At 51.8% G+C, this 18,937-nt stretch carries 19 protein-coding genes, 1 tRNA gene and 2 rRNA genes (1 of these 22 running past the window's edge); 18 read left to right on the forward strand and 4 right to left on the reverse strand.

Annotated features, from left to right (window positions below; genetic code table 11):
• From OIR97_RS03785 to OIR97_RS03795, 3 genes are all read left to right on the forward strand, one after another.
• A 23S ribosomal RNA gene (locus tag OIR97_RS03785) occupies positions 1-2,286 on the forward strand (it extends 459 nt beyond the left edge of the window).
• A gap of 99 nt (positions 2,287-2,385) precedes the next feature.
• Positions 2,386-2,500, forward strand: a 5S ribosomal RNA gene (gene rrf / locus OIR97_RS03790).
• Positions 2,501-2,585: 85 nt separating this feature from the next.
• Positions 2,586-2,662, forward strand: a tRNA-Met gene (locus OIR97_RS03795).
• 171 nt (positions 2,663-2,833) lie between these two features.
• On the opposite strand, the gene OIR97_RS03800 is transcribed toward OIR97_RS03795, so the two are convergent.
• The 3 genes from OIR97_RS03800 to OIR97_RS03810 form a co-directional block, all read right to left on the reverse strand.
• Positions 2,834-3,999, reverse strand: a protein-coding gene (locus OIR97_RS03800) for an IS3 family transposase (protein WP_169546483.1) whose coding sequence is annotated in 2 segments (ribosomal slippage) — positions 2,834-3,747 and positions 3,747-3,999 — 1,167 coding nt in all. Because the reading frame shifts where the segments join, the coding sequence is not laid out codon by codon here.
• Between the two features lie 85 nt (positions 4,000-4,084).
• The gene (locus tag OIR97_RS03805; protein ID WP_169546482.1) at positions 4,085-6,046 is read right to left on the reverse strand and encodes a type IV secretory system conjugative DNA transfer family protein; all 1,962 of its coding nucleotides are present in this window, start codon (positions 6,044-6,046) and stop codon (positions 4,085-4,087) included.
• A gap of 120 nt (positions 6,047-6,166) precedes the next feature.
• On the reverse strand, positions 6,167-6,403 hold the full coding sequence (locus OIR97_RS03810; RefSeq protein ID WP_169546481.1) for a hypothetical protein: 237 nt from the start codon (positions 6,401-6,403) through the stop codon (positions 6,167-6,169).
• A gap of 430 nt (positions 6,404-6,833) precedes the next feature.
• Here OIR97_RS03810 and OIR97_RS03815 point away from each other — a divergent pair, with 430 nt between their 5' ends.
• Positions 6,834-7,748, forward strand: coding sequence for an ArdC family protein (locus tag OIR97_RS03815; protein WP_169546480.1), 915 nt, complete (start codon positions 6,834-6,836; stop codon positions 7,746-7,748).
• A 25-nt stretch (positions 7,749-7,773) separates the two neighbouring features.
• Here the strand turns inward: OIR97_RS03815 and OIR97_RS18775 are convergent, their stop codons facing one another.
• The gene (locus tag OIR97_RS18775) at positions 7,774-8,145 is read right to left on the reverse strand and encodes a helix-turn-helix domain-containing protein (RefSeq protein ID WP_407696663.1); all 372 of its coding nucleotides are present in this window, start codon (positions 8,143-8,145) and stop codon (positions 7,774-7,776) included.
• Between the two features lie 544 nt (positions 8,146-8,689).
• Between OIR97_RS18775 and OIR97_RS03820 the strand changes: the two genes are divergently transcribed.
• The 14 genes from OIR97_RS03820 to OIR97_RS03885 all read left to right on the forward strand — a co-directional run bounded on the left by OIR97_RS03820 (position 8,690) and on the right by OIR97_RS03885 (position 18,894).
• Positions 8,690-9,052, forward strand: coding sequence for a DUF2958 domain-containing protein (locus OIR97_RS03820; protein ID WP_169546478.1), 363 nt, complete (start codon positions 8,690-8,692; stop codon positions 9,050-9,052).
• A gap of 10 nt (positions 9,053-9,062) precedes the next feature.
• Positions 9,063-9,662 carry a hypothetical protein gene (locus OIR97_RS03825; protein WP_169546477.1) on the forward strand — a complete coding sequence of 200 codons (600 nt, stop codon included), beginning with the start codon at positions 9,063-9,065 and terminating at the stop codon, positions 9,660-9,662.
• Positions 9,663-10,124: 462 nt separating this feature from the next.
• A complete protein-coding gene (locus tag OIR97_RS03830) occupies positions 10,125-10,433 on the forward strand; it encodes a DUF736 domain-containing protein (RefSeq protein ID WP_169546476.1) in 309 nt (102 codons plus the stop codon).
• Between the two features lie 68 nt (positions 10,434-10,501).
• Positions 10,502-10,675 (forward strand): hypothetical protein, encoded by a 174-nt coding sequence (locus OIR97_RS03835; protein ID WP_169546475.1) that lies wholly within the window; start codon positions 10,502-10,504, stop codon positions 10,673-10,675.
• Positions 10,676-11,056: 381 nt separating this feature from the next.
• A complete protein-coding gene (locus OIR97_RS03840) occupies positions 11,057-11,422 on the forward strand; it encodes a phosphoglycerate kinase (protein WP_169546474.1) in 366 nt (121 codons plus the stop codon).
• Between the two features lie 1,024 nt (positions 11,423-12,446).
• Positions 12,447-12,971 carry a plasmid mobilization protein gene (locus OIR97_RS03845; protein WP_169546473.1) on the forward strand — a complete coding sequence of 175 codons (525 nt, stop codon included), beginning with the start codon at positions 12,447-12,449 and terminating at the stop codon, positions 12,969-12,971.
• A complete protein-coding gene (locus tag OIR97_RS03850) occupies positions 12,968-14,701 on the forward strand; it encodes a relaxase/mobilization nuclease domain-containing protein (protein WP_169546472.1) in 1,734 nt (577 codons plus the stop codon). The genes OIR97_RS03845 and OIR97_RS03850 overlap by 4 nt, the downstream gene beginning before the upstream one ends.
• A 151-nt stretch (positions 14,702-14,852) precedes the next feature.
• A complete protein-coding gene (locus OIR97_RS03855; protein WP_219821786.1) occupies positions 14,853-15,452 on the forward strand; it encodes a tyrosine-type recombinase/integrase in 600 nt (199 codons plus the stop codon).
• 56 nt (positions 15,453-15,508) lie between these two features.
• Positions 15,509-15,916: a hypothetical protein gene (locus OIR97_RS03860; RefSeq protein WP_267177787.1), complete on the forward strand. Its 408-nt coding sequence runs from the start codon at positions 15,509-15,511 to the stop codon at positions 15,914-15,916.
• 9 nt (positions 15,917-15,925) lie between these two features.
• Positions 15,926-16,102, forward strand: coding sequence for a hypothetical protein (locus OIR97_RS03865; protein WP_169546470.1), 177 nt, complete (start codon positions 15,926-15,928; stop codon positions 16,100-16,102).
• Between the two features lie 245 nt (positions 16,103-16,347).
• The gene (locus OIR97_RS03870; RefSeq protein WP_169546469.1) at positions 16,348-17,451 is read left to right on the forward strand and encodes a helix-turn-helix transcriptional regulator; all 1,104 of its coding nucleotides are present in this window, start codon (positions 16,348-16,350) and stop codon (positions 17,449-17,451) included.
• A 114-nt stretch (positions 17,452-17,565) separates the two neighbouring features.
• On the forward strand, positions 17,566-17,877 hold the full coding sequence (locus OIR97_RS03875; protein WP_169546468.1) for a hypothetical protein: 312 nt from the start codon (positions 17,566-17,568) through the stop codon (positions 17,875-17,877).
• Between the two features lie 159 nt (positions 17,878-18,036).
• Positions 18,037-18,435: a hypothetical protein gene (locus tag OIR97_RS03880; protein ID WP_169546467.1), complete on the forward strand. Its 399-nt coding sequence runs from the start codon at positions 18,037-18,039 to the stop codon at positions 18,433-18,435.
• 9 nt (positions 18,436-18,444) lie between these two features.
• Positions 18,445-18,894, forward strand: coding sequence for a hypothetical protein (locus tag OIR97_RS03885; protein WP_169546466.1), 450 nt, complete (start codon positions 18,445-18,447; stop codon positions 18,892-18,894).
• Positions 18,895-18,937: the final 43 nt, after the last annotated feature.

Here is an 18,937-nt window from a genome sequence, read left to right on the forward strand (position 1 = left end):
GAAAAGCACCCCGACAAGGGGAGTGAAACAGACCTTGAAACCGGATGCCTACAAGCAGTAGGAGCACCTTTATGGTGTGACTGCGTACCTTTTGTATAATGGGTCAGCGAGTTAATCTTTGCAGCAAGCTTAAGCCGTTAGGTGTAGGCGCAGCGAAAGCGAGTCTTAATAGGGCGACTAAGTTGCAGGGATTAGACCCGAAACCGGGTGATCTAGCCATGAGCAGGTTGAAGGTGCGGTAACACGCACTGGAGGACCGAACCCACCAACGTTGAAAAGTTGGGGGATGACTTGTGGCTAGGGGTGAAAGGCCAATCAAACCCGGAAATAGCTGGTTCTCCGCGAAATCTATTTAGGTAGAGCGTCATATATCATCATCGGGGGTAGAGCACTGGATGGGCTAGGGGGTCCCAACGACTTACCAAACCTAACCAAACTCCGAATACCGATGAATGCAGTATGGCAGACAGGCAGTGGGTGCTAAGATCCATTGCCGAGAGGGAAACAGCCCAGACCGCCAGCTAAGGTCCCTAAGTCATGGCTAAGTGGGAAAGGATGTGGGAAGGCCAAAACAACCAGGAGGTTGGCTTAGAAGCAGCCACCCTTTAAAGAAAGCGTAATAGCTCACTGGTCTAAATTTAAGCCGGCCTGCGCCGAAGATGTATCGGGGCTAAAGCCATGCACCGAAGCTGCGGATTCCAATTTATTGGAATGGTAGCGGAGCGTTCTGTAAGCCTGTGAAGGGTATCCGTGAGGGTGCCTGGAGGTATCAGAAGTGAGAATGCTGACATGAGTAGCGAGATGAGTGTGAGAAACACTCACGCCGAAAGTCCAAGGGTTCCTGCGTAAAGCTAATCTGCGCAGGGTTAGTCGGCCCCTAAGGCGAGGGCGAAAGCCGTAGTCGATGGGAATCAGGTTAATATTCCTGAACCTGATGGTAGTGACGAATGGGGTAAATTGTGGGTCCTTATTGGATTGGACCTGCCGTGAACCTGTTCCAGGAAATAGCTCCATCATTATAGACCGTACCCCAAACCGACACAGGTGGACTGGTAGAGTATACCGAGGCGTTTGAGAGAACTATGTTGAAGGAACTCGGCAAAATGACCCCGTAACTTCGGGAGAAGGGGTACCCCTCTTAAGGCAACTTTTGGGGGGTGGCACAGACTTGGGGGTGGCGACTGTTTATTAAAAACATAGGACTCTGCGAAGTCGCAAGACGACGTATAGGGTCTGACGCCTGCCCGGTGCTGGAAGGTTAAGAGGAGTGGTGAGAGCTGCGAATCGAAGCCCCAGTAAACGGCGGCCGTAACTATAACGGTCCTAAGGTAGCGAAATTCCTTGTCGGGTAAGTTCCGACCTGCACGAATGGCGTAACGACTTCCCCGCTGTCTCCAACATAGACTCAGCGAAATTGAATTCTCCGTGAAGATGCGGAGTACCCGCGGTCAGACGGAAAGACCCCGTGCACCTTTACTACAGCTTTGCAGTGGTATCAGGATTTAAATGTGTAGGATAGGTGGGAGCCTTTGAAACTGTCACGCCAGTGGCGGTGGAGGCATCCTTGAAATACCACCCTTTTGACTTTTGATATCTAACCGAGGACCGTTATCCGGTTCCGGGACCCTGCATGGTGGGTAGTTTGACTGGGGCGGTCGCCTCCCAAATGGTAACGGAGGCGCGCGAAGGTTGGCTCAAGCTGGTCGGAAATCAGCTGTCGAGTGCAATGGCATAAGCCAGCCTGACTGCGAGACTGACAAGTCGAGCAGAGACGAAAGTCGGTCATAGTGATCCGGTGGTCCCGCGTGGAAGGGCCATCGCTCAACGGATAAAAGGTACGCCGGGGATAACAGGCTGATAATGCCCAAGAGTCCATATCGACGGCATTGTTTGGCACCTCGATGTCGGCTCATCTCATCCTGGGGCTGGAGCAGGTCCCAAGGGTTTGGCTGTTCGCCAATTAAAGAGGTACGTGAGCTGGGTTTAGAACGTCGTGAGACAGTTCGGTCCCTATCTGCCGTGGGTGTAGGATATTTGAGAGGAGCTGCCCCTAGTACGAGAGGACCGGGGTGGACGTACCTCTGGTGGACCTGTTGTCACGCCCGTGGCACTGCAGGGTAGCTAAGTACGGAAGGGATAACCGCTGAAAGCATCTAAGCGGGAAGCCCACCTCAAAACCAGATATCCCTTGAGAGCCGTGGAAGACCACCACGTTGATAGGCTGGAGGTGGAAGAGTGGCAACACTTGGAGCTGACCAGTACTAATCACTCGATAGAGTTTGATCTGAGCACGTTCATGCACAGTAGTCAAAACAGACACTCAATAAACGAGGCGCTTCCCTCAACGAAGCCCTCCGGATGTAATTTATATCTGTCTTTCGCCGGCCTGGTGGCTATGGCGGGAGGCCCGCACCCGATCCCATCCCGAACTCGGCAGTGAAAACTCCCAGCGCCGATGGTACTTTGTCTTAAGGCACGGAAGAGTAGGTCGCCGCCAGGCCTGCGAAAGACAGATATTAACCTCTCACAACGTCAAACAAAAAAACACCCAAATGGGTGTTTTTTGCTATAACACTCTACACAACCGCGGGGTGGAGCAGCCCGGTAGCTCGTCAGGCTCATAACCTGAAGGTCGTAGGTTCAAATCCTACCCCCGCAACCAAATAAAACACCCGCTAACTCAATAGGTTGGCGGGTTTTTTGATTTCGGCGAATATATCGGTAAATGCCGACGGGGGACAAATGGGGGACAGTTGAGATTGAAAATAACCAACATTTCCCAATAACCTTCAATCCTGAAAACGTTTTGACGTGTTCCCCAAGTTCCAGCCAGTCATAGGTAGAGTCCTTGTTTCATTTGATGCCCTTTTTGGGCGGTTATTGCAACATGCACCTGGGCATGCCCAGGTGCATGTTGTTTCGTCCAGTTGATGTTGACTTCCATAGGCGTTAGCCCTTTGAGGCTTGAGTGCGGTCGCACATGGTTGTAGTCCCGTCGCCAGAGCGCTAACTCGGCCCGCGCATGGCGAACGCTTGTGAATAGGGTTTCGTTTAGACACTCATCGCGAAGCCGTCCGTTGAAGCTTTCAACGAAGGCGTTCTGGGTTGGCTTTCCCGGGGCGATATAATGCCAATCAACGGCCCGATCCTGAGACCATTTGAGAATAGCCATGCCGGTCAGCTCCGTTCCATTGTCGCTGACAATGGTTTTGGGCTTGCTACGTATGGCGATGATGGTATCCAGTTCCCGTGCGACACGGCTGCCCGACAAGGACGTATCCGCGATTAGCCCCAGACATTCGCGGCTGAAGTCATCAACCACACAAAGAATACGGAAGCGACGGCCATCCATCAGGGCGTCGGAGACAAAATCCAGCGACCAACGCTGGTTAGGCCCGTTCGGAACGATCATTGGCGCACGTGTGCCCAAGGCCCGCTTACGTCCCTTGCGCCGCCGTACCGCCAGCCCTTCGTCTCGATACAGGCGCAATAACTTCTTCCTGTTCATGACAATACCCTCATGCTGCAAGAGAAAACCCAGCCGCCGGAACCCGAAACGACGACGCTCATTGGCAAGTTCACGCAATCGTTTACGGATATCGGCATCGTCCGGCCGCCTTGAGCGGTAACGGACCATGCTTCGATCCACGCCAAGAATGGTGCACGCCCGCCGTTCACTCACGTCATGCATCTCGCAGGCATGAGCGACAGCCGATCGCTTGACGGCAGGCGTCACCATTTTTTTGAATTGATATCTTTCAGAACCGCATTATCCAGCAGGCTCTCGGCCAGCAACTTCTTTAACTGGGCATTCTCCGATTCAAGGGCCTTCAGGCGCTTCGCATCGGATACCTGCATACCGCCATACTTGGATTTGTACTTGTAAAAAGTGGCTTCGCTGATGCCGTGACGGCGGCAAACGTCCGCCGTTCGTTGCCCCGACTCCTGTTCCTTTAAAATCCCGATAATCTGTTCTTCTGTAAATCGACTGCGCTTCATAAATCCGTCTCCTCATGGGTGAACGGACTCTACATTAAACTGGAGGGAATTACGGGGAACACGTCAGTTTCAATCGGCCATCAGATCATTCTTTGAAGCTCGGTGGTAAAGGAAGCCCCGGATTTTCTTTCGATGATTCTATGGCCCGTTCCAGAGCCTTTACGGGCACATCCAACGCAGTTTCATTGTCATCATTGGTCCGCTCACTGATTTCAGTCGCGGCGGCGACCTCTTCCCCTTCCGGATTACTGGGGGCCAGATCAAACGGATAATAGCGTTCATAAGGTTCCTGTTCCCGCCGAGGTATCGTTTGACCCCACAGAGCTTTTTCCTCTTCCAACGATCTTCTAAGGGCTTCGTTCTTGTAGGCGTATGGCGGCAGATCGGCTTTTATTGGATACTCACCGGCGAAAACGATTATTGCCTTGTCCGAGAATTTCGGTCCCATGAGGTCTTGTGGCTTGGCAAGCGGAGTTTCCTCCCCCCATAGATTTTTGGCGGTGCCCAACCGGGTCGAGATCATATTGGCGGTTTTCTGATCGTTGGGCTGGAAATAGACTTGGCCCTTACAATTGGCAAGGATGGACTCCCATTTTGGATACACCTCGCTCAATTGGGCAATGTCCTGTGTGATCAGCCAAAGCCGGATATCGACGCCGCCGACAATCGAGATTGCCCGTTCAATTTCCTCCATATAGCCAAGCTGTGGAAGTTCATCGAGCACAAAAAGCCATGGCCAGCGCGGAGACTTGAACATACGCTCTTCTGCGTCGTCTGGCATTGTTGGATCGTTGCGTAGTTCCGCCAAATGGCGTCCGTGTGTCTCGATCAGACCATTGATATGCTGCCCGACCAGCACTCGCAACACAGAGCGATAGGTATTTATTTTCTCCGGCGGAATGATGAAATACAGGCTCGCCGCTTCGCCATGATGCCGTTCTCCACCGGCGATCACTGGCCCAGGCGGGACGCCGTTGTACGGTGCGCTGTTAAAAGCATGGCGGTCGTTGAACCACAGCGTTTCCATATCCCAGCCATCGCTGCTTTCCGCTGTGATTTGTGCGATTTCATCGTTCAACCAAACACTTAATTGCACCCGCAATGTTGTGTTGATTGACTGGAATAGGGTCTCCGGTTCAGTTTCAATGCGCCGTCCGAGCAGGCGCAGACGCTCATAGGTAGATTTTTGGAGCTTTTCCCCGAAAAGGGTCAGGTCATCTTTGCCCATGTGGAGCAACCGCACAACTTCAGCCATGTTGCGCTTTTCGCGTTCTGGTAAAGTCCGAACGTGGAAAATGATACCCGTGAGTAGTTCCTTCCCCGCTTCATCCCAAAAGCGGTCTCGACTCATTGGTTCAACCAGAAGATCGGACAACACCGCCGCGTCGGACCAACTTTTAATTTCCGCGAGAGGATTGAAACAGTCAGAGCGGCCGCATTTTCCAAAAGGGTCGAAAGTGAACAGGGAGCCGAACATATCCCGCCGCCAAGCCGTGTTCTGATAATTCTCGCCCTTGGGATCGAGTATGATGGCCGGTCCCATGTAATTCAGGAGGTTGGGGATGATATAGCGCTGCCCCTTTCCAGAGCGGGTCGGCGCAACTGTCAAAAGATGGCCTTCACCGCGAAAGCAAACCGATACGGCGCGCGAATCTGGCAAACCGTCTGTCAGCCCGCCAAGCACCAGAGCATCCTCAACTTCTTCGCCCCTGGGGAGTATATAGCCCGAATCGACCAGGCGGTTCGGGTCCATCCAGAAACCTTGCTCGCATATATTTTTGATGATCTGCCCGTATTCATCGGGCGCTGAAGGAAATACTACGGCGGCGATATACTTTCGAGCAGCGGCCAACTCGCCGTTCCAAAGTAATCCGCTGTATTCAGCCCGTATATGAGGATCGATTGGAATGTCCTGCAAAAGATCGAGCACATTGCGAAGAACAGGATCGAGTTCCCGTCGGAGTTTCTGACCGCGTTCGCGCTGTTCCCGGCGCATCCGCTCCTGTTTTGCCTTTCGGCTTTCGCCAAACAACAAATTCCAAACCATGATCGAAATCCATAATCTCAATGTAACTTCATACATAGCATGAATCAGCCGATGGTTGTTCAGCAAAAAAATACTATCTGCAAAAGCCGCCTCATCACATGATGAGGCGGCTTTGTTGATTTAACGCCAACGGTCATCTTCACGCGAAGGGGGATAGTAGTGACGCCCCATCTCCCGTTCGTCACGTTCGTCTTCCATTTGCATAGTTATCGTTGCGCCAACGGCCCCCCAAAATATCGCCCGATCTTGATCGCCGCAGACCCGTGCTTCATAGTTGCGCATGAAGGCCACTTCGCCAGCCCTGCGACCGTATTCCCGGCGCAGTTCAAGCGCCTTTTTTTCCAATGCGTCTTTCATGACCCACTTCCCTTCTTTTTATTGTTTATAGGTGAAGTGCACTTCATTGGCTTATGGCGTTGTAAGCCTGCCAAAACCGACAGCCGCCTGACATCCGTCATAAGGGGTAATCCGTTTGTGGTAGAAGGCCCGATACACGGATAAGCCTTACTATCTGACCCGTGTTTCCGTAATCCTCCCTCCTTACCTGTCATGGCTTTTCTTCTTCGAGGCAGTCCTGACAGAGGCATCGCAGGAGGCAAGGTTTCGGGCAACGATTTTTTCCCCGGCCTTTGACCTCCTCGCGCACCAAAAAATCTCCCCCTCCACCTCTCCGCCTACGGCTATGTCCCTGACGGGATGCCTCCTGCTCTTACTGCCTCTGTCTTCTTGGCTGCCATCAGAAAAGCCGCAACGGGTGCGGCTTCAGGAAGATTAAGGAGACATTGAAATGGCACAGACAGGAAAGACCAAACCGGATATTTACGAGCAGGTAACTCGACAGATTATCACCTGTATTGAGCAAGGTGCTGGCGAATGGCAGATGCCCTGGCATCGGTCAGGAACCGGGCTGAACCGCCCCCTCAATATCGACACCAACAATGCTTATCGGGGGATCAACGTAGTAGCTCTTTGGGCATCGGCCCAGGTACGTGGATTTAGCACCGGAACATGGGGCACCTATCGCCAATGGCAGAACAAAGGCTGTCAGGTGCGCAAAGGTGAAAAATCCTCGCTCGTGATCTTCTACAAGGAGTTTGCCGTCGAAGACGATAACGCCGCCCCTGATGAAACAACACTCGAAACCCGCCGTGTTGCGCGGGCATCCCATGTCTTCAATGCAGATCAAGTGGATGGCTATGAAGAACCAAGCACATCGGAACCTGTGGATCCTATTGTTCGCAGCTCTACAGCCGATCACTTTGTCCAAGCCACCGGTGCCGATATCCGACATGGTGGGCAACGAGCCTTCTATCAGTCCCAGGATGACTTTATCCAAATGCCGGAGGAAGCCCGCTTTGTCGGTTCCGAAACCAGCACGGCGACCGAGAGCTACTATGCGACAATGCTACATGAGTTGACCCATTGGAGCGGTCACAAACGCCGATGTGATCGCGAATTCGGCAAGCGCTTCGGGGACAATGCTTATGCCATGGAAGAACTTGTGGCCGAACTTGGTGCCGCCTTCCTCTGTGCCGATCTTGGCATTACCAATGAACCAAGGCCGGATCACGCAGCTTATCTCGACGGTTGGTTAAATGTTCTGAAAGCCGATAAGAAAGCTATCTTCACCGCCGCCAGCCAGGCTGCAAGAGCAACGGACTTCCTGACCGGATTGCTGGATCGAGACAGGGAAGCGGCCTAATGGCCGCTTTTCCCCTAGCTGCAAGTCATTTATGGTGATAATTCAAAAAGAAGTAGTGGAGCGAAATGTCGAATATTTCACATATTGCATAGAGGCGGCTTGCGGAAAGGCGGTTCGTTGCGTTTTCGTATTTTTGGACTTGCTGATATGAAACGCCAAGAGAGGCGCTCAGATCGATTTGGGACAGCCCGTAGGCCTTCCTCAGCATTTTAATGCGTTGGCCAATATGTCTGTCAATTTCTTTCAGTTGGTCCTTGTCGCTGAAATCCAATCCATGCTTCCTCCTTTGTCTGTGAGCCGGATGTTCAAAACCCCGAAACGATGAGGCGCATCGCTTTTGGGTCGCACCCATGACCCGGAACTGGGGACAATGCGGCCTTGGACATAACGATGCCATCCGGCCTTGTTGGAACAAAGGCCGTCGTTTCAGGATTTTGAAGTCCTGTTGCTAGAATACCATATGTTCTTATTATGTTCTATTTTGATGTTTTAAGGGGGAAAGCTTTCCCCCTGGCCTTAATCCGCACGCCTTGCCTTGCGGTTTTTGGCGCACCCCCTTCAAGCGGGGATACCCCGCAACGCCCCGAATATGGCCGTCTTGTTGGCCGGTAGTTTGTTCGTCCGGTTTCCCGGACGCATGAGTTCTTGATCTACCAGCTTACATCAGAACCCGTTGCATTATGGATTTTTGGAATACACAGCCACTAGGAGCACATCAAGTGCTCCGTCCGACCTGCCCGCACCTGTCGCTTTGCTCCCGTGTTGGACGGATACCCTTCTTGCGAAGGCGGCTTCTTGAAATGCCACGGAACCCGATACGCTCTCCCTTTTACTGATTTCCCATAGATCACTGGCGCTCTCTCGGTTGCTCGCCGCTGGGCAGAAGAACATGCGCGGGGTGATGTGCCTCGCATTGAATTAAACGACTGAAAGGGAAACACATGAAACTTCTGGGGAAACGGCAGCGCGTTCGAATGCTGGTGAATGGACAACGCAATGCACAGCGAATGGAGAACGAAGGCGACACGTATGACTTCTGGCCAGTTGTGAAGCTGTTCAACCCGTGTGGGGCTGGAACATGGCTTCTCACCGAGCTTGATCCCGATGACCCCGATATTGCATTCGGTCTGTGTGATCTTGGGATGGGTTGTCCTGAATTGGGGAGCGTTCGTCTGTCCGAGCTTGAAAGTATCAAGCTTATGGGCGGTGCGCTCGGGATTGAGCGGGACATACATTTCAAGGCAAAGAAAAGCTTGCGCGCTTATGCTGTTGAAGCTCGTCAACATGAAGTCATCAAAGCGTGAGGAAATGGGTATGTTCGATTTTTCCATTTCCTATCGCCAGGACGGCAAGGATCTCCATGCGGAGATTCTTGCCCCATACGCTGAAGATATCGCCGAAGCAACCAAGTCGGATCAGATGGCTTTCATTACTGAAACGGCCTGTGCGCTTATTCCACAAATGAACAAAGATATCCTTGTGGAGGGGGCAGGGACAGCAGTAAACCGCCCTCTGAGCTATCGCAAATTTAGCGCCTTACAGAAACTGGCCTGTAAGGTTGATGGCAGTGACAAATGCCCTGCGGATTGGGGGCGGATATTTAAAAAGGCCGTCTGTTCACCAGATGGAAAGGAACCATTACCCGGTCAAATGGGCAGCTTTGTTCTCGATTATCAAGGTGTGTCCGTGCGCGTTGATTATGAGCCTGATTGGTGCAGCGTGACTGATCATCTCACCTTGCGCAGTATCTCTCCTGAAAGGCAGCCGTTACCTGTTTCAGGTACAGGCTATAAATCCCATTTTCTGAGCCGTGCCGATATTGTGTCAGCGGGTGGGGTTCAAAGCTGGGTGGTTGCCTTTCTCGACTGGGGTGCGAAGGAAAACGAGAGCTGGGGACAACAGTCTCTGTTCTGATTAGAGAGCAGTGCGGATGCCGTCATAGGGCCTTTGTATCCAGAGCGATTATCGTGCCTTTGTTAGTTTCCGAACATCAAGAAATCAGCTTCCGTGGCAATCACAATCAGGGTGCTGGTTTGAAGCTCGCGAAAGTTCAAGCGTGTCATGTGCCTATTGTGCAGTCCGATGCCTTGTTGACATGAGAGTGTTTCCATCAGCGCCAGTCAGCCCCGCCCTTCGTTGCCTTTCCTTTCATGGCGCGCATAGCCCTCGTCGCGATGGGCAGCAACGTGGCCAATGAATTTTCTTCCCCTGGCGACAGGTCGCCATTCCTCGCGGAACAAGAAAAGTAATTGCCCCCGTCCTCCACTCCGTTCCGGCCTTGCAGGTGCAACCCCTCGCTAAAAACGAGGACTTCTTTGAGCCATGGAAAGGCCACGAAGGACGCGGCCTCAAACACAAAATTGAAGGAAAAATATCATGGCAACAATTGGAACATTTACCTGCGTAAACGACGTATTCAACGGAGAACTCGAAACACTCACCGTCAAAGCCAAGATCAGCATTGCGATCATCACCAAGGAAAAAGAAGGCATGCCTGACTATCGGGTCACCGCAGGAAAATCTGAAATCGGCGCAGGCTGGATACGCAAATCCAAAGGCGGAAGCGAGTACATCTCTATCAAAATCGACGACCCTGTTTGGCCAGCTCCGATCTATGCCAACCTCATCGAGCGCAACGGCTCTCACAAGCTCATCTGGAACCGCAAAGGCTCGACCAAGGCCTAACGTCGCGAGACAAGGGCTGGTCAATGCCAGCCCTTCTTCCCTTCAAATATCTTTTCTGGAGAATTCCAATGACTTTCATCTTCGCTCTGTTCCTCGTTCCCGCAGTTTTCATTGCCAATAACCTCTATGGACATGACGGCATTACCGCCGTGCTTATCGGAGCGCCCTTTGTAGTTCCGGCGCTGGCCCTTCTGGAAGGGCTGCTAAAGGGGATCGCAATGCTGTTCCGCAATCGCACCTGACAAGCCGTAGGAATAACCTTCCGCCGCACGGATAAAGCCGTGTGGCGGGGTCATTCGTCGATGAAAACTGCCAATCTTGGAATGAACTTGGTGCCAAGATGCTTGAAAAACAATTGAACTAAACCCCAAACAGCTATCTTGATTCGGCGGTTTTATTCACCGTTGCATCCATACCCACAACCTTCTGAAGCCCTTTCATTCCTTCGATTTCCGTCCCTTCGGATGGTCCGCGTCACTTTTGCCGTGCGACGCCTTGCCGTCCATGACCGGCCCGCTCCGTTCGCTTCGCTCCCGTGTTGGTCAGGACAGCGGCGGCTATGTCGCACGGCTTTCGTTCAGCGTCCCTCGGGACAGAAACCAAATGAACGAAAGGATAAAGTCATGGGACTTGATATGTATGCAATGACAATGGAGAACGCACCGGAAACGGCGGTAGATTTTGAAGCCAGCGGCTCGGTGGAATTTTTCTACTGGCGCAAACACCCCAACCTGCATGGGTGGATGGAAACGCTCTACCGTGAGAAAGACGGGAAAGCCGAAACCTTCAATTGTGTCAACGTAGCCTTGAGCAGCGATGACCTTGACCGGTTGGAGGCCGATATCAAATCCGGAAGCCTTCCGCATACCTCCGGGTTCTTCTTTGGAGCCTCCGATGGTTCGGAGGTGCAAGACGACCTGGATTTCGTCGCAAAAGCAAAAGAAGTCATCAAGGATGGTGATACGGTTTTCTATACATCCTGGTGGTAGTGCCGACGTTTTGAACACCCCGCATGGATTTCATGCGGGGTTTCTTTTCTGGTTCGGCGCGGCGCTGGTGTTTCACTACGAGGATAATAGTTCGGAGACTATTTTCTGGAAAAAACGAGAAAAACGGAAATTATTTTGAAATATACTTGTAATATGATAAATGAACACAATAATTGTTTTCAACATTTTCCTTTTTCTAAAAACTCAAGAAATGAGTAACAAAAAAGAGACAGGCCGAAGCCTGCCTCTTCATTAAACTAGCTATGAATCCAATCTGCCAAGCTCTCGATAAAGAACTTCCAAATCAGCTTCAATACCAGTATTACGTATCGTAGAAATCTACGAATACGTTTTCTTTTCCTTTGGTGCGGCATGCGATGCCTCCTGTGGGTAAACAGGAGGGCAACGCTTGCCGCTTTCGAATACAAAGACGGTCACATAAGTAACCTCCTGTAGAGTCGAAAAAGGCAAAGAAGCAGGCAATTAGGCCCGGCATTTCAGCTCCCACCATAGGTTTGGTATGGTGGTCCTAAAATCTACCGCCTGCTGTAATTCTTGTCGAACGAAAAAGCACCTCAGTTATTGGGGTGCTTTTTTGCTCAAATAGTATGCCTGATGGTGGTGCACAGCGGTAACCACTTCGAATGACACGCCCTGCATTGCCCCTTGCCGCCGCCTTTTGCGCGCCTCATCGAGCTGACATTGAACAAGGCATTCGCCGATCACGCCGCTGCGCTGTGACCTGTTGCAGGTTATTGGTTCGTATTGGGCGCTATGGTCGGTTGTTTTGTCTGATGGATTATGATATATATTTGTTGGTAAGTATATGATATTGAAGTAGTTTTCCGGGACTGTATTTCTGCAAGATGTATATTGGACCACGAAAACTGTGGGCTTTTCCGCTGGCGCTCCATTCGCTTTGCCACGATTTTCGTGGTCCAATAATCTTGATCATTCGCTCCGTGGGGCTCAAGATTGGTTGTAAGAAACACAAACACCAATTTTGGGGAGGGGCCATAGGTAGATGGCGCGGCCACGTAAAGACCCGGAAAGCCTCCGGCGCAACAATCTGAAACTGCGTTTCACGGATTCAGAATATCGCGACCTGAAACAGCGCGCATTGATCGCCGGTGTGACACCTTCGCACTATGCGCGCGAAACCATTCTTGGCCGCCGACCAAAAGCTCGATCAGCCGACCGTCAAATTCTGGACCGGGCACTTTATGAGCTGCAATCCATTGCAACGAATTTTACCCAGCTTGCAAACGCTACCGGCGATCAGAGTTTTGACGATTGGGCGCGCTATGTTGGTGGCGACTTGATTGAACGCTTGGTGGATCGTCCCGAGATTCTTCCGGTGCTTGAGGACGGCCTGGCTCGGCTCAATGAGGCGGGACAGTTCATCAATCAATTGGCGCGTCAGGCCAATACGGGAAAACCACTCGAAGAAAACCAGGCCGGTGACGCTATTGAAGCTGTTCGCGAAGCCACCGCACCGCTCCATGAAGCTATAGAACTGGCGCGATCAGATGAAGGGCGCGGACGGTGAGATATAAGATATCGCGTCGTCAACCTGCTGCGTTTCGTCAACTATCTCTCTATTTGTCTGGTCCGGGAAAAGAAGTCGATCGCTCGAAGGCTTTTGACGAAACCGCGTTATACCTTTCCGGCGAGGCTGAAGGCCATACCACCGACCGGGTTTTATGGATGCAAACCCGCAATCTTCACACCACTGATCCGCGTGCGGCGTCGGCGATCATGGAAGCAACCAGTCGGGCGAAACCAAACCGCTGTAAGAAACCCGCCTACCACTTCATTTTGGCGTTCGATCCGGAGGATGACAAGGTAGGCAAAATCAATCCGGATATGATGAAGGAAATTGCTGACAAGGCGCTCACCCGGCTTGAGCTGCAGGAGCATCAGGCCTTGATCTATGCGCATCAGGATAAGGAGCATCCCCATATCCATTTCCTCGTAAATCGCATCCATCCAGATACGGGCAAGGCTTGGAACCGGCACAACGAGGGTCGCCGTCTGCTAGAGTTCTGCGGTGACATAGCCCGCGAATATGACTTGAATATTCCCCATGATCGGAACCGGAAGCAGGAGAAAGATAAGGATAAGGAACTTGATCTCGACTTTGCTGAAGAGCAGCTTCCCGAATATGGATTCGACATCGAACAGGTCATCGACCGGCTTGAAGCCGATGGTAAATTGCCCGATTGGCTGGCGGTTGCAAACGACCCCTACAAACTTCCCACCCGCCGGTTTTCAAAGGATCAAGTTCTAGCACTACGGGAGAAAGCCAGCGACGGATTGCTCCGAGCAGCCGGTTGGGATGATGTATCTCGGGTGATGCGAAACACCGGTTTGAAGGTGCAGAAACACGGGCAGGGTTTGGTGGTAACCGATGGCAAAGCGTATATCGGCATCTCGGCCATAAACCGGAAATGCAGCCTTAAAGGCCTCGAAAAAAGATTTGGCCAGGACTTTGATACATGGCGGCGCGCAAAGGCCGTTGGCGCTGTAACAGGTATTGAGACGGAACGGGTCAAATCCAACAGGGTATTGGCCGCCGACGTTGCCGATATGGAACTGCGCGGCGTCCAAATGGTGTTCGAGGAAGTGCATTCAGCTGAGTGGCATGTGGATATGCGTGAAGGCCACCTTGCTCGCCATGAACAGCGCCATAAGAGACAGCAAGAACATGAGAAAAGGCACGAGCTGCATTTTCTTGATGGCTTGAGCAAAACATATCGTGATCCCGCAAAAGCGCGCCGCGACTGGATAAAGCTGGATGCCGAACTGGGCTGGGAGCGCGCTGCGCTGCGCATTCAGGAGAACCCGCAAATCATCGGGCCGATGCGTGGTGTTGAACTCGTCGGCGGGAAAACGCCGGATCGAAGAGCCGCTGAACGGTCATTCCGATACCTGCAATCCCGCCGCATGAAGTGGCTGAAAGCCCGTGACCGCACCCAACTCATCGCCCAGGACTTGGAAAAGCATCACAGTCTTCTTGCCCAGGCCAAACGTGATTACCGCCGCCTGATAGATTCTCTTGGTCAAAACCACGACATGATGGAACTGCTGCGCGAGAAAATCAGGCGTCGATATGCTGCACTCGACCGCCTTACTCCGAAGATGATCCGTGAGGCCGATATGTCGGAAGACCGCCGTACAGAGCTGGACAAGGCTCTTCGTAAGCACAACGAGCGAAAACGTGCTCGATCACGTCAACGGCAACTTGATAGGGAGATGGGAATTGACCCGTTTGTATGACAGGAAAAAGCTGGGGTTCTCAAAAGAAAGTCGAAATTGTATTTTAAAAACAATAGCATAACAGAATGGTGTATAGTGTTCCACGAAGGTAGATCGACGAATCTTTAAAGTCAACAGGTCCGTCGGCGTGAAAGTGCAAAAATGAATTGGGTTGGAACACTTGCAGCAGGTTTTGTTCGATGTACATGGCAATCGGAAATATCTAACGACCAAAGAATGGTATTCTTTTCTGCGGGCGGCGGAACTGCAACCGCCTGACGTTCGCACTTTTTGCGCCGTTCTCGCCTATACGGGATGCAGGATATCCGAAGCGCTGGCACTAACGCCGGAACGGATAAAGTTCGATGAAGGGGTTATCATCTTTGAAACCCTGAAAAAGCGCCGGAAAGGCGTGTTTCGTCCGGTTCCGGTTCCGGCAGAACTTCTTGAAGCCTTGGACCTTGTGCACCAAATCAAGCGTTCTCAATCCCTGCAAAAATACCGCAATGTGAAGCTGTGGCCCTGGGCGCGAAATACCGGCTGGCGCAACGTCAAGATAGTTATGGAGAAGGCAAACGTTGTTGGCACCCATGCCTCACCGAAGGGACTGCGCCACACGTTCGGAATTCGCACGACACAGAGCGGTGTGCCTCTCAATCTGGTTCAAAGATGGCTTGGCCATTCACGTATGGAGACAACCGCAGTCTATCTCGATGCGAGGGGGGAGGAAGAGCGCGCCTATATGGAAATGTTCTGGAAAAACAATAAGTAACGAGATTTCCGATGGAACCGAATACACCATTCTGTTCCATGAAGGGAGTCCTTTCTATGCAATTCCTCAAGAAGACCGCGCCATTCGGTGTGATTTTGGCAGTCCTTTTCCTCGCAGCTTGCCAAACAACCTCAACGACCCCGGTTGCAGCGGATAAGTTTCCGTCGCTTATCTCCGGTGTTTGGGACGGTCATTTCATCAATAGGCAGGGCACGCGCTATCCTGTCACCTTTAGGCTTCAAGGGTCGAATGGCAAGGTGTCGGGCAAGGCGCATATTCCGGACAGCAGTTACGACGAGAAGCCGAGCCTCACCGGGACTTATTCCGGCAATGAGGCAGTGATTGAAACCAGTTCCGGCTTCAAACATGTTCTCGAAATGTCGGTCGCGGACAACGGTGATTATTGGCTGAAGGGGCGTAGCTCCGGGCCAAATACCGGTCGTCTTGAACTGAAACGTCAGTAGGTGGCGGTCATGACAAGGACAAAAGCACTCAGCCGGTGGGCATATTGCCTACTGGCTGTTGCCAGCCTAACCGCTTGCAATGAAGGTACTGACAGTTCGGTTGTGCTCACTTGTGAGAACATGCGCGACATGCAGACGGTTTCTGGTGGGGTGAAGCTGTGGGATATTCTCTCGCCCCAGTTCTGAGCTGATTGGGGTGGTTTCAGCATTGTCAATTTTGGCTGAATACCAAACACTGACATTTGTCAGCTCTAGTTAGGATTCTGCTGTTCTCGATTCGGGATCGGTTAATCATATCAGGCGTGCTGACTGAGGCGACTGCAATAAATTAGGTATAGCCAAAACAAATGCGTCCATATTTACTGCTTTAGAACGGAGAAAATGAAACGCTTGGAAAACTGAGTGAGTGAAACGATTTAAGACTTATTGGCATGGATGTATTTGAGGTCATATCCAAAATATATGATGCGGCTGTTGATCCCTGTGATTGGTCGGCGGCATTGGGTGGAGTCTGCGATTTCACCGGTTCGAACGGTTTTAACATTTTCGTGCTTGATCATCTTTCCGGCACAGTTCCGTTTACCACGTCCTTTGGCATACCGGAAAGCTTGCTGGCTGAGTATAATGCCTATTATGTCGGGGTTGACCCCGGCATACAGTATTTTGTCAGAAATCCCACTCAGCCGTTTTACTACAATTATCTGCATACCGGCGAAAAGGAAATGGCCGGTCATGAGTATTATGATTGGCTCGAAAATGCGGGCGGGGCCAAATACTATCTGGCACGGACATTTAAGCAGGATGACCGGTTTTCGGTGATCGCAACCTCTCAAAGAAGTGCGAAGGTTGGTCATGCACAAGCTGAAGACTTTGAAAAATTGGCGCTTGTCGGGCCGCATATCCAGAAGGCGGTGCGCATCAATCAGTTGTTTAAATCGGTCGATCTACGCATGGCGGCGGCCTATGATGCTCTGGAGCGGTTGCCTTATGGCGTTTTTCTTCTCTCGGAAGAGGCGTCCGTGCTCTATATGAACGAAAGAGCAAAGCAGGCTATCGGCGAAAGGGATGGATTGATATTTTCAGGTGGGCGGTTGAAGGCCTTCGATCCGCGCGATGACCGGCTGTTGCAATTCACAATCAAGCAAAACCTGTCCATGGTAGACGCCCCCACCGCGCCTAACCCCGGTTATGTTCAGATCAGCAGACAAAAATCGCTGCATCCCTATACAATGCAGGTTTTATCACTGATACCAAGCTATCGGCTGTTTTCCAAAGGGCAGCCTTCCTGCATTGTCATCTTGAGCGATCCGTCGAGCCGGTTACGGGTTCGCCACGAAGCGTTGGCAGAGATTTATGGGCTTACTCCTACGGAAGCTCGTATTGCGTCCGTGCTCGCCGCCGGAATACGCCCTGCCGATATATGCCAGCAGGAAGGGATTTCTGACAATACGCTCAGGACTCACAGAAAGCGTATACTCAGCAAGATCGGCGTTGAGACACAGGCGCAGCTTGTGCAAATTTTGAACGCCCTTTGAATGCGTCACCCCATGGGGTGACGGCTATTTCCCCTCAAATCAGTTAAGCGAAAGACTGAAAACGCCTCTCCATTGGATTGAGGTAAGGCTTTTGTTCTGAGGGAGGTCGCAACAATGAACATTGATTACAAAAGAATTTCTCGGCGCGCTTTTATCCGCCAATCCTGTTTGCTGGCGGCAACATCTGCGGCATTAACCGGTGGTGCGTCCGTTGCCGATGCGGCCACAAGAATTCCGGTTACAGCAAAACGGAAATGCGCCACATGCCAGTATTGGGGTGGAGCCAGAAGTATTTCTCAGGACGGGAAATATGTCGAGGCCGTTGGGAAAGGGGAATGCGAGAACCCCAAAAGCCCTGCTTACCAGCGGCAAACGAAACCGGATCAGGGCGCGCCGGTTTGGGTTAAGTGGCAGAAACTGGGGTGAGTGCGATTTTCCCCCGGTTCATGACAGCTTTGCTGGTCGCGCTACCGCAAGGTGACGGACCTTCGACGCTGGGTAGATTTCAAACCGCAACTGGAGAATCTAATCGCACACGGGGCGCGATAGAAAATTTCCAGCCATTCCTCGAAAGGAACTTATCTCATGAAAATCATTCGTCTTGCCTGTTTATTCTTTGGACTGGTCACTCTTGCGGCCTGCCAAACAACCTCAACGACCCCGGTTGCAGCGGATAAGTTTCCGTCGCTTATTTCTGGTGTTTGGGACGGTCATTTTATCAATAGGCAGGGCACACGCTACCCCGTCACCTTTAGGCTTCAAGGGTCGAATGGCAAGGTGTCGGGCAAGGCGCATATTCCGGACAGCAGTTACGACGAGAAGCCGAGCCTCACCGGGACTTATTCCGGCAATGAGGCAGTGATTGAAACCAGTTCCGGCTTCAAACATGTTCTCGAAATGTCGGTCGCGGACAACGGTGATTATTGGCTGAAGGGGCGTAGCTCCGGGCCAAATACCGGTCGTCTTGAACTGAAACGTCAGTAGGTGGCGGTCATGACAAGGACAAAAGCACTCAGCCGGTGGGCATTTTGCCTACTGGCTGTTGCCAGCCTAACCGCTTGCAATGAAGGTACTGACGGTTCGGTTGTGCTCAATTACGAGAACATGCGCGACATGCAGACGGTTTCTGGTGGGGTGAAGCGGTGGGATATTCCCTCGCCCCAGTTCTGCGCGTTTGATTTGACCGTGGCCAATAATCTTGATGAAGTTGTTGAGAGCTTGAAGGTTTCTTGGTGGGCGGATGGCATCAGGGAAAACCTGCGCATCAACTCCTATGGTTTTAAGCGCAAAAATATCAAGTTGGGTGAAACAACCGCAAGCCAACCGGTCAACGTGCGGGTGAGTTGTGATCAGTTCAGACAGGCGGAGCTTCGTATCGAGCAATGCACCACGTCTCTGAAAACATGTGCAGAAACCGTCATTGAGCGTGGCCGGTTCGATTGATGCAGGGGTTGGCTCAGAAAAACATTTAAAAACAATACCATGA

The sequence above is a fragment of the Sneathiella aquimaris genome, assembly GCF_026409565.1.
GTDB lineage: Bacteria > Pseudomonadota > Alphaproteobacteria > Sneathiellales > Sneathiellaceae > Sneathiella > Sneathiella aquimaris.

Excerpts from the sequence above, each read along its gene's own strand:
- OIR97_RS03865 (WP_169546470.1), top strand. The coding sequence starts at position 15,926 with ATGACAAGGACAAAAGCACTCAGCCGGTGGGCATATTGCCTACTGGCT.
- OIR97_RS03840 (WP_169546474.1), top strand. The coding sequence starts at position 11,057 with ATGGGACTTGATATGTATGCAATGACAATGGAGAACGCACCGGAAACG.
- OIR97_RS03815 (WP_169546480.1), top strand. The coding sequence starts at position 6,834 with ATGGCACAGACAGGAAAGACCAAACCGGATATTTACGAGCAGGTAACT.
- OIR97_RS03845 (WP_169546473.1), top strand. The coding sequence starts at position 12,447 with ATGGCGCGGCCACGTAAAGACCCGGAAAGCCTCCGGCGCAACAATCTG.
- OIR97_RS03825 (WP_169546477.1), top strand. The coding sequence starts at position 9,063 with ATGTTCGATTTTTCCATTTCCTATCGCCAGGACGGCAAGGATCTCCAT.
- OIR97_RS03880 (WP_169546467.1), top strand. The coding sequence starts at position 18,037 with ATGAAAATCATTCGTCTTGCCTGTTTATTCTTTGGACTGGTCACTCTT.
- OIR97_RS03830 (WP_169546476.1), top strand. The coding sequence starts at position 10,125 with ATGGCAACAATTGGAACATTTACCTGCGTAAACGACGTATTCAACGGA.
- OIR97_RS03805 (WP_169546482.1), bottom strand. The coding sequence starts at position 6,046 with ATGGTTTGGAATTTGTTGTTTGGCGAAAGCCGAAAGGCAAAACAGGAG.
- OIR97_RS18775 (WP_407696663.1), bottom strand. The coding sequence starts at position 8,145 with ATGGCATCGTTATGTCCAAGGCCGCATTGTCCCCAGTTCCGGGTCATG.
- OIR97_RS03870 (WP_169546469.1), top strand. The coding sequence starts at position 16,348 with ATGGATGTATTTGAGGTCATATCCAAAATATATGATGCGGCTGTTGAT.
- OIR97_RS03860 (WP_267177787.1), top strand. The coding sequence starts at position 15,509 with ATGCAATTCCTCAAGAAGACCGCGCCATTCGGTGTGATTTTGGCAGTC.
- OIR97_RS03820 (WP_169546478.1), top strand. The coding sequence starts at position 8,690 with ATGAAACTTCTGGGGAAACGGCAGCGCGTTCGAATGCTGGTGAATGGA.
- OIR97_RS03810 (WP_169546481.1), bottom strand. The coding sequence starts at position 6,403 with ATGAAAGACGCATTGGAAAAAAAGGCGCTTGAACTGCGCCGGGAATAC.
- OIR97_RS03835 (WP_169546475.1), top strand. The coding sequence starts at position 10,502 with ATGACTTTCATCTTCGCTCTGTTCCTCGTTCCCGCAGTTTTCATTGCC.
- OIR97_RS03885 (WP_169546466.1), top strand. The coding sequence starts at position 18,445 with ATGACAAGGACAAAAGCACTCAGCCGGTGGGCATTTTGCCTACTGGCT.
- OIR97_RS03875 (WP_169546468.1), top strand. The coding sequence starts at position 17,566 with ATGAACATTGATTACAAAAGAATTTCTCGGCGCGCTTTTATCCGCCAA.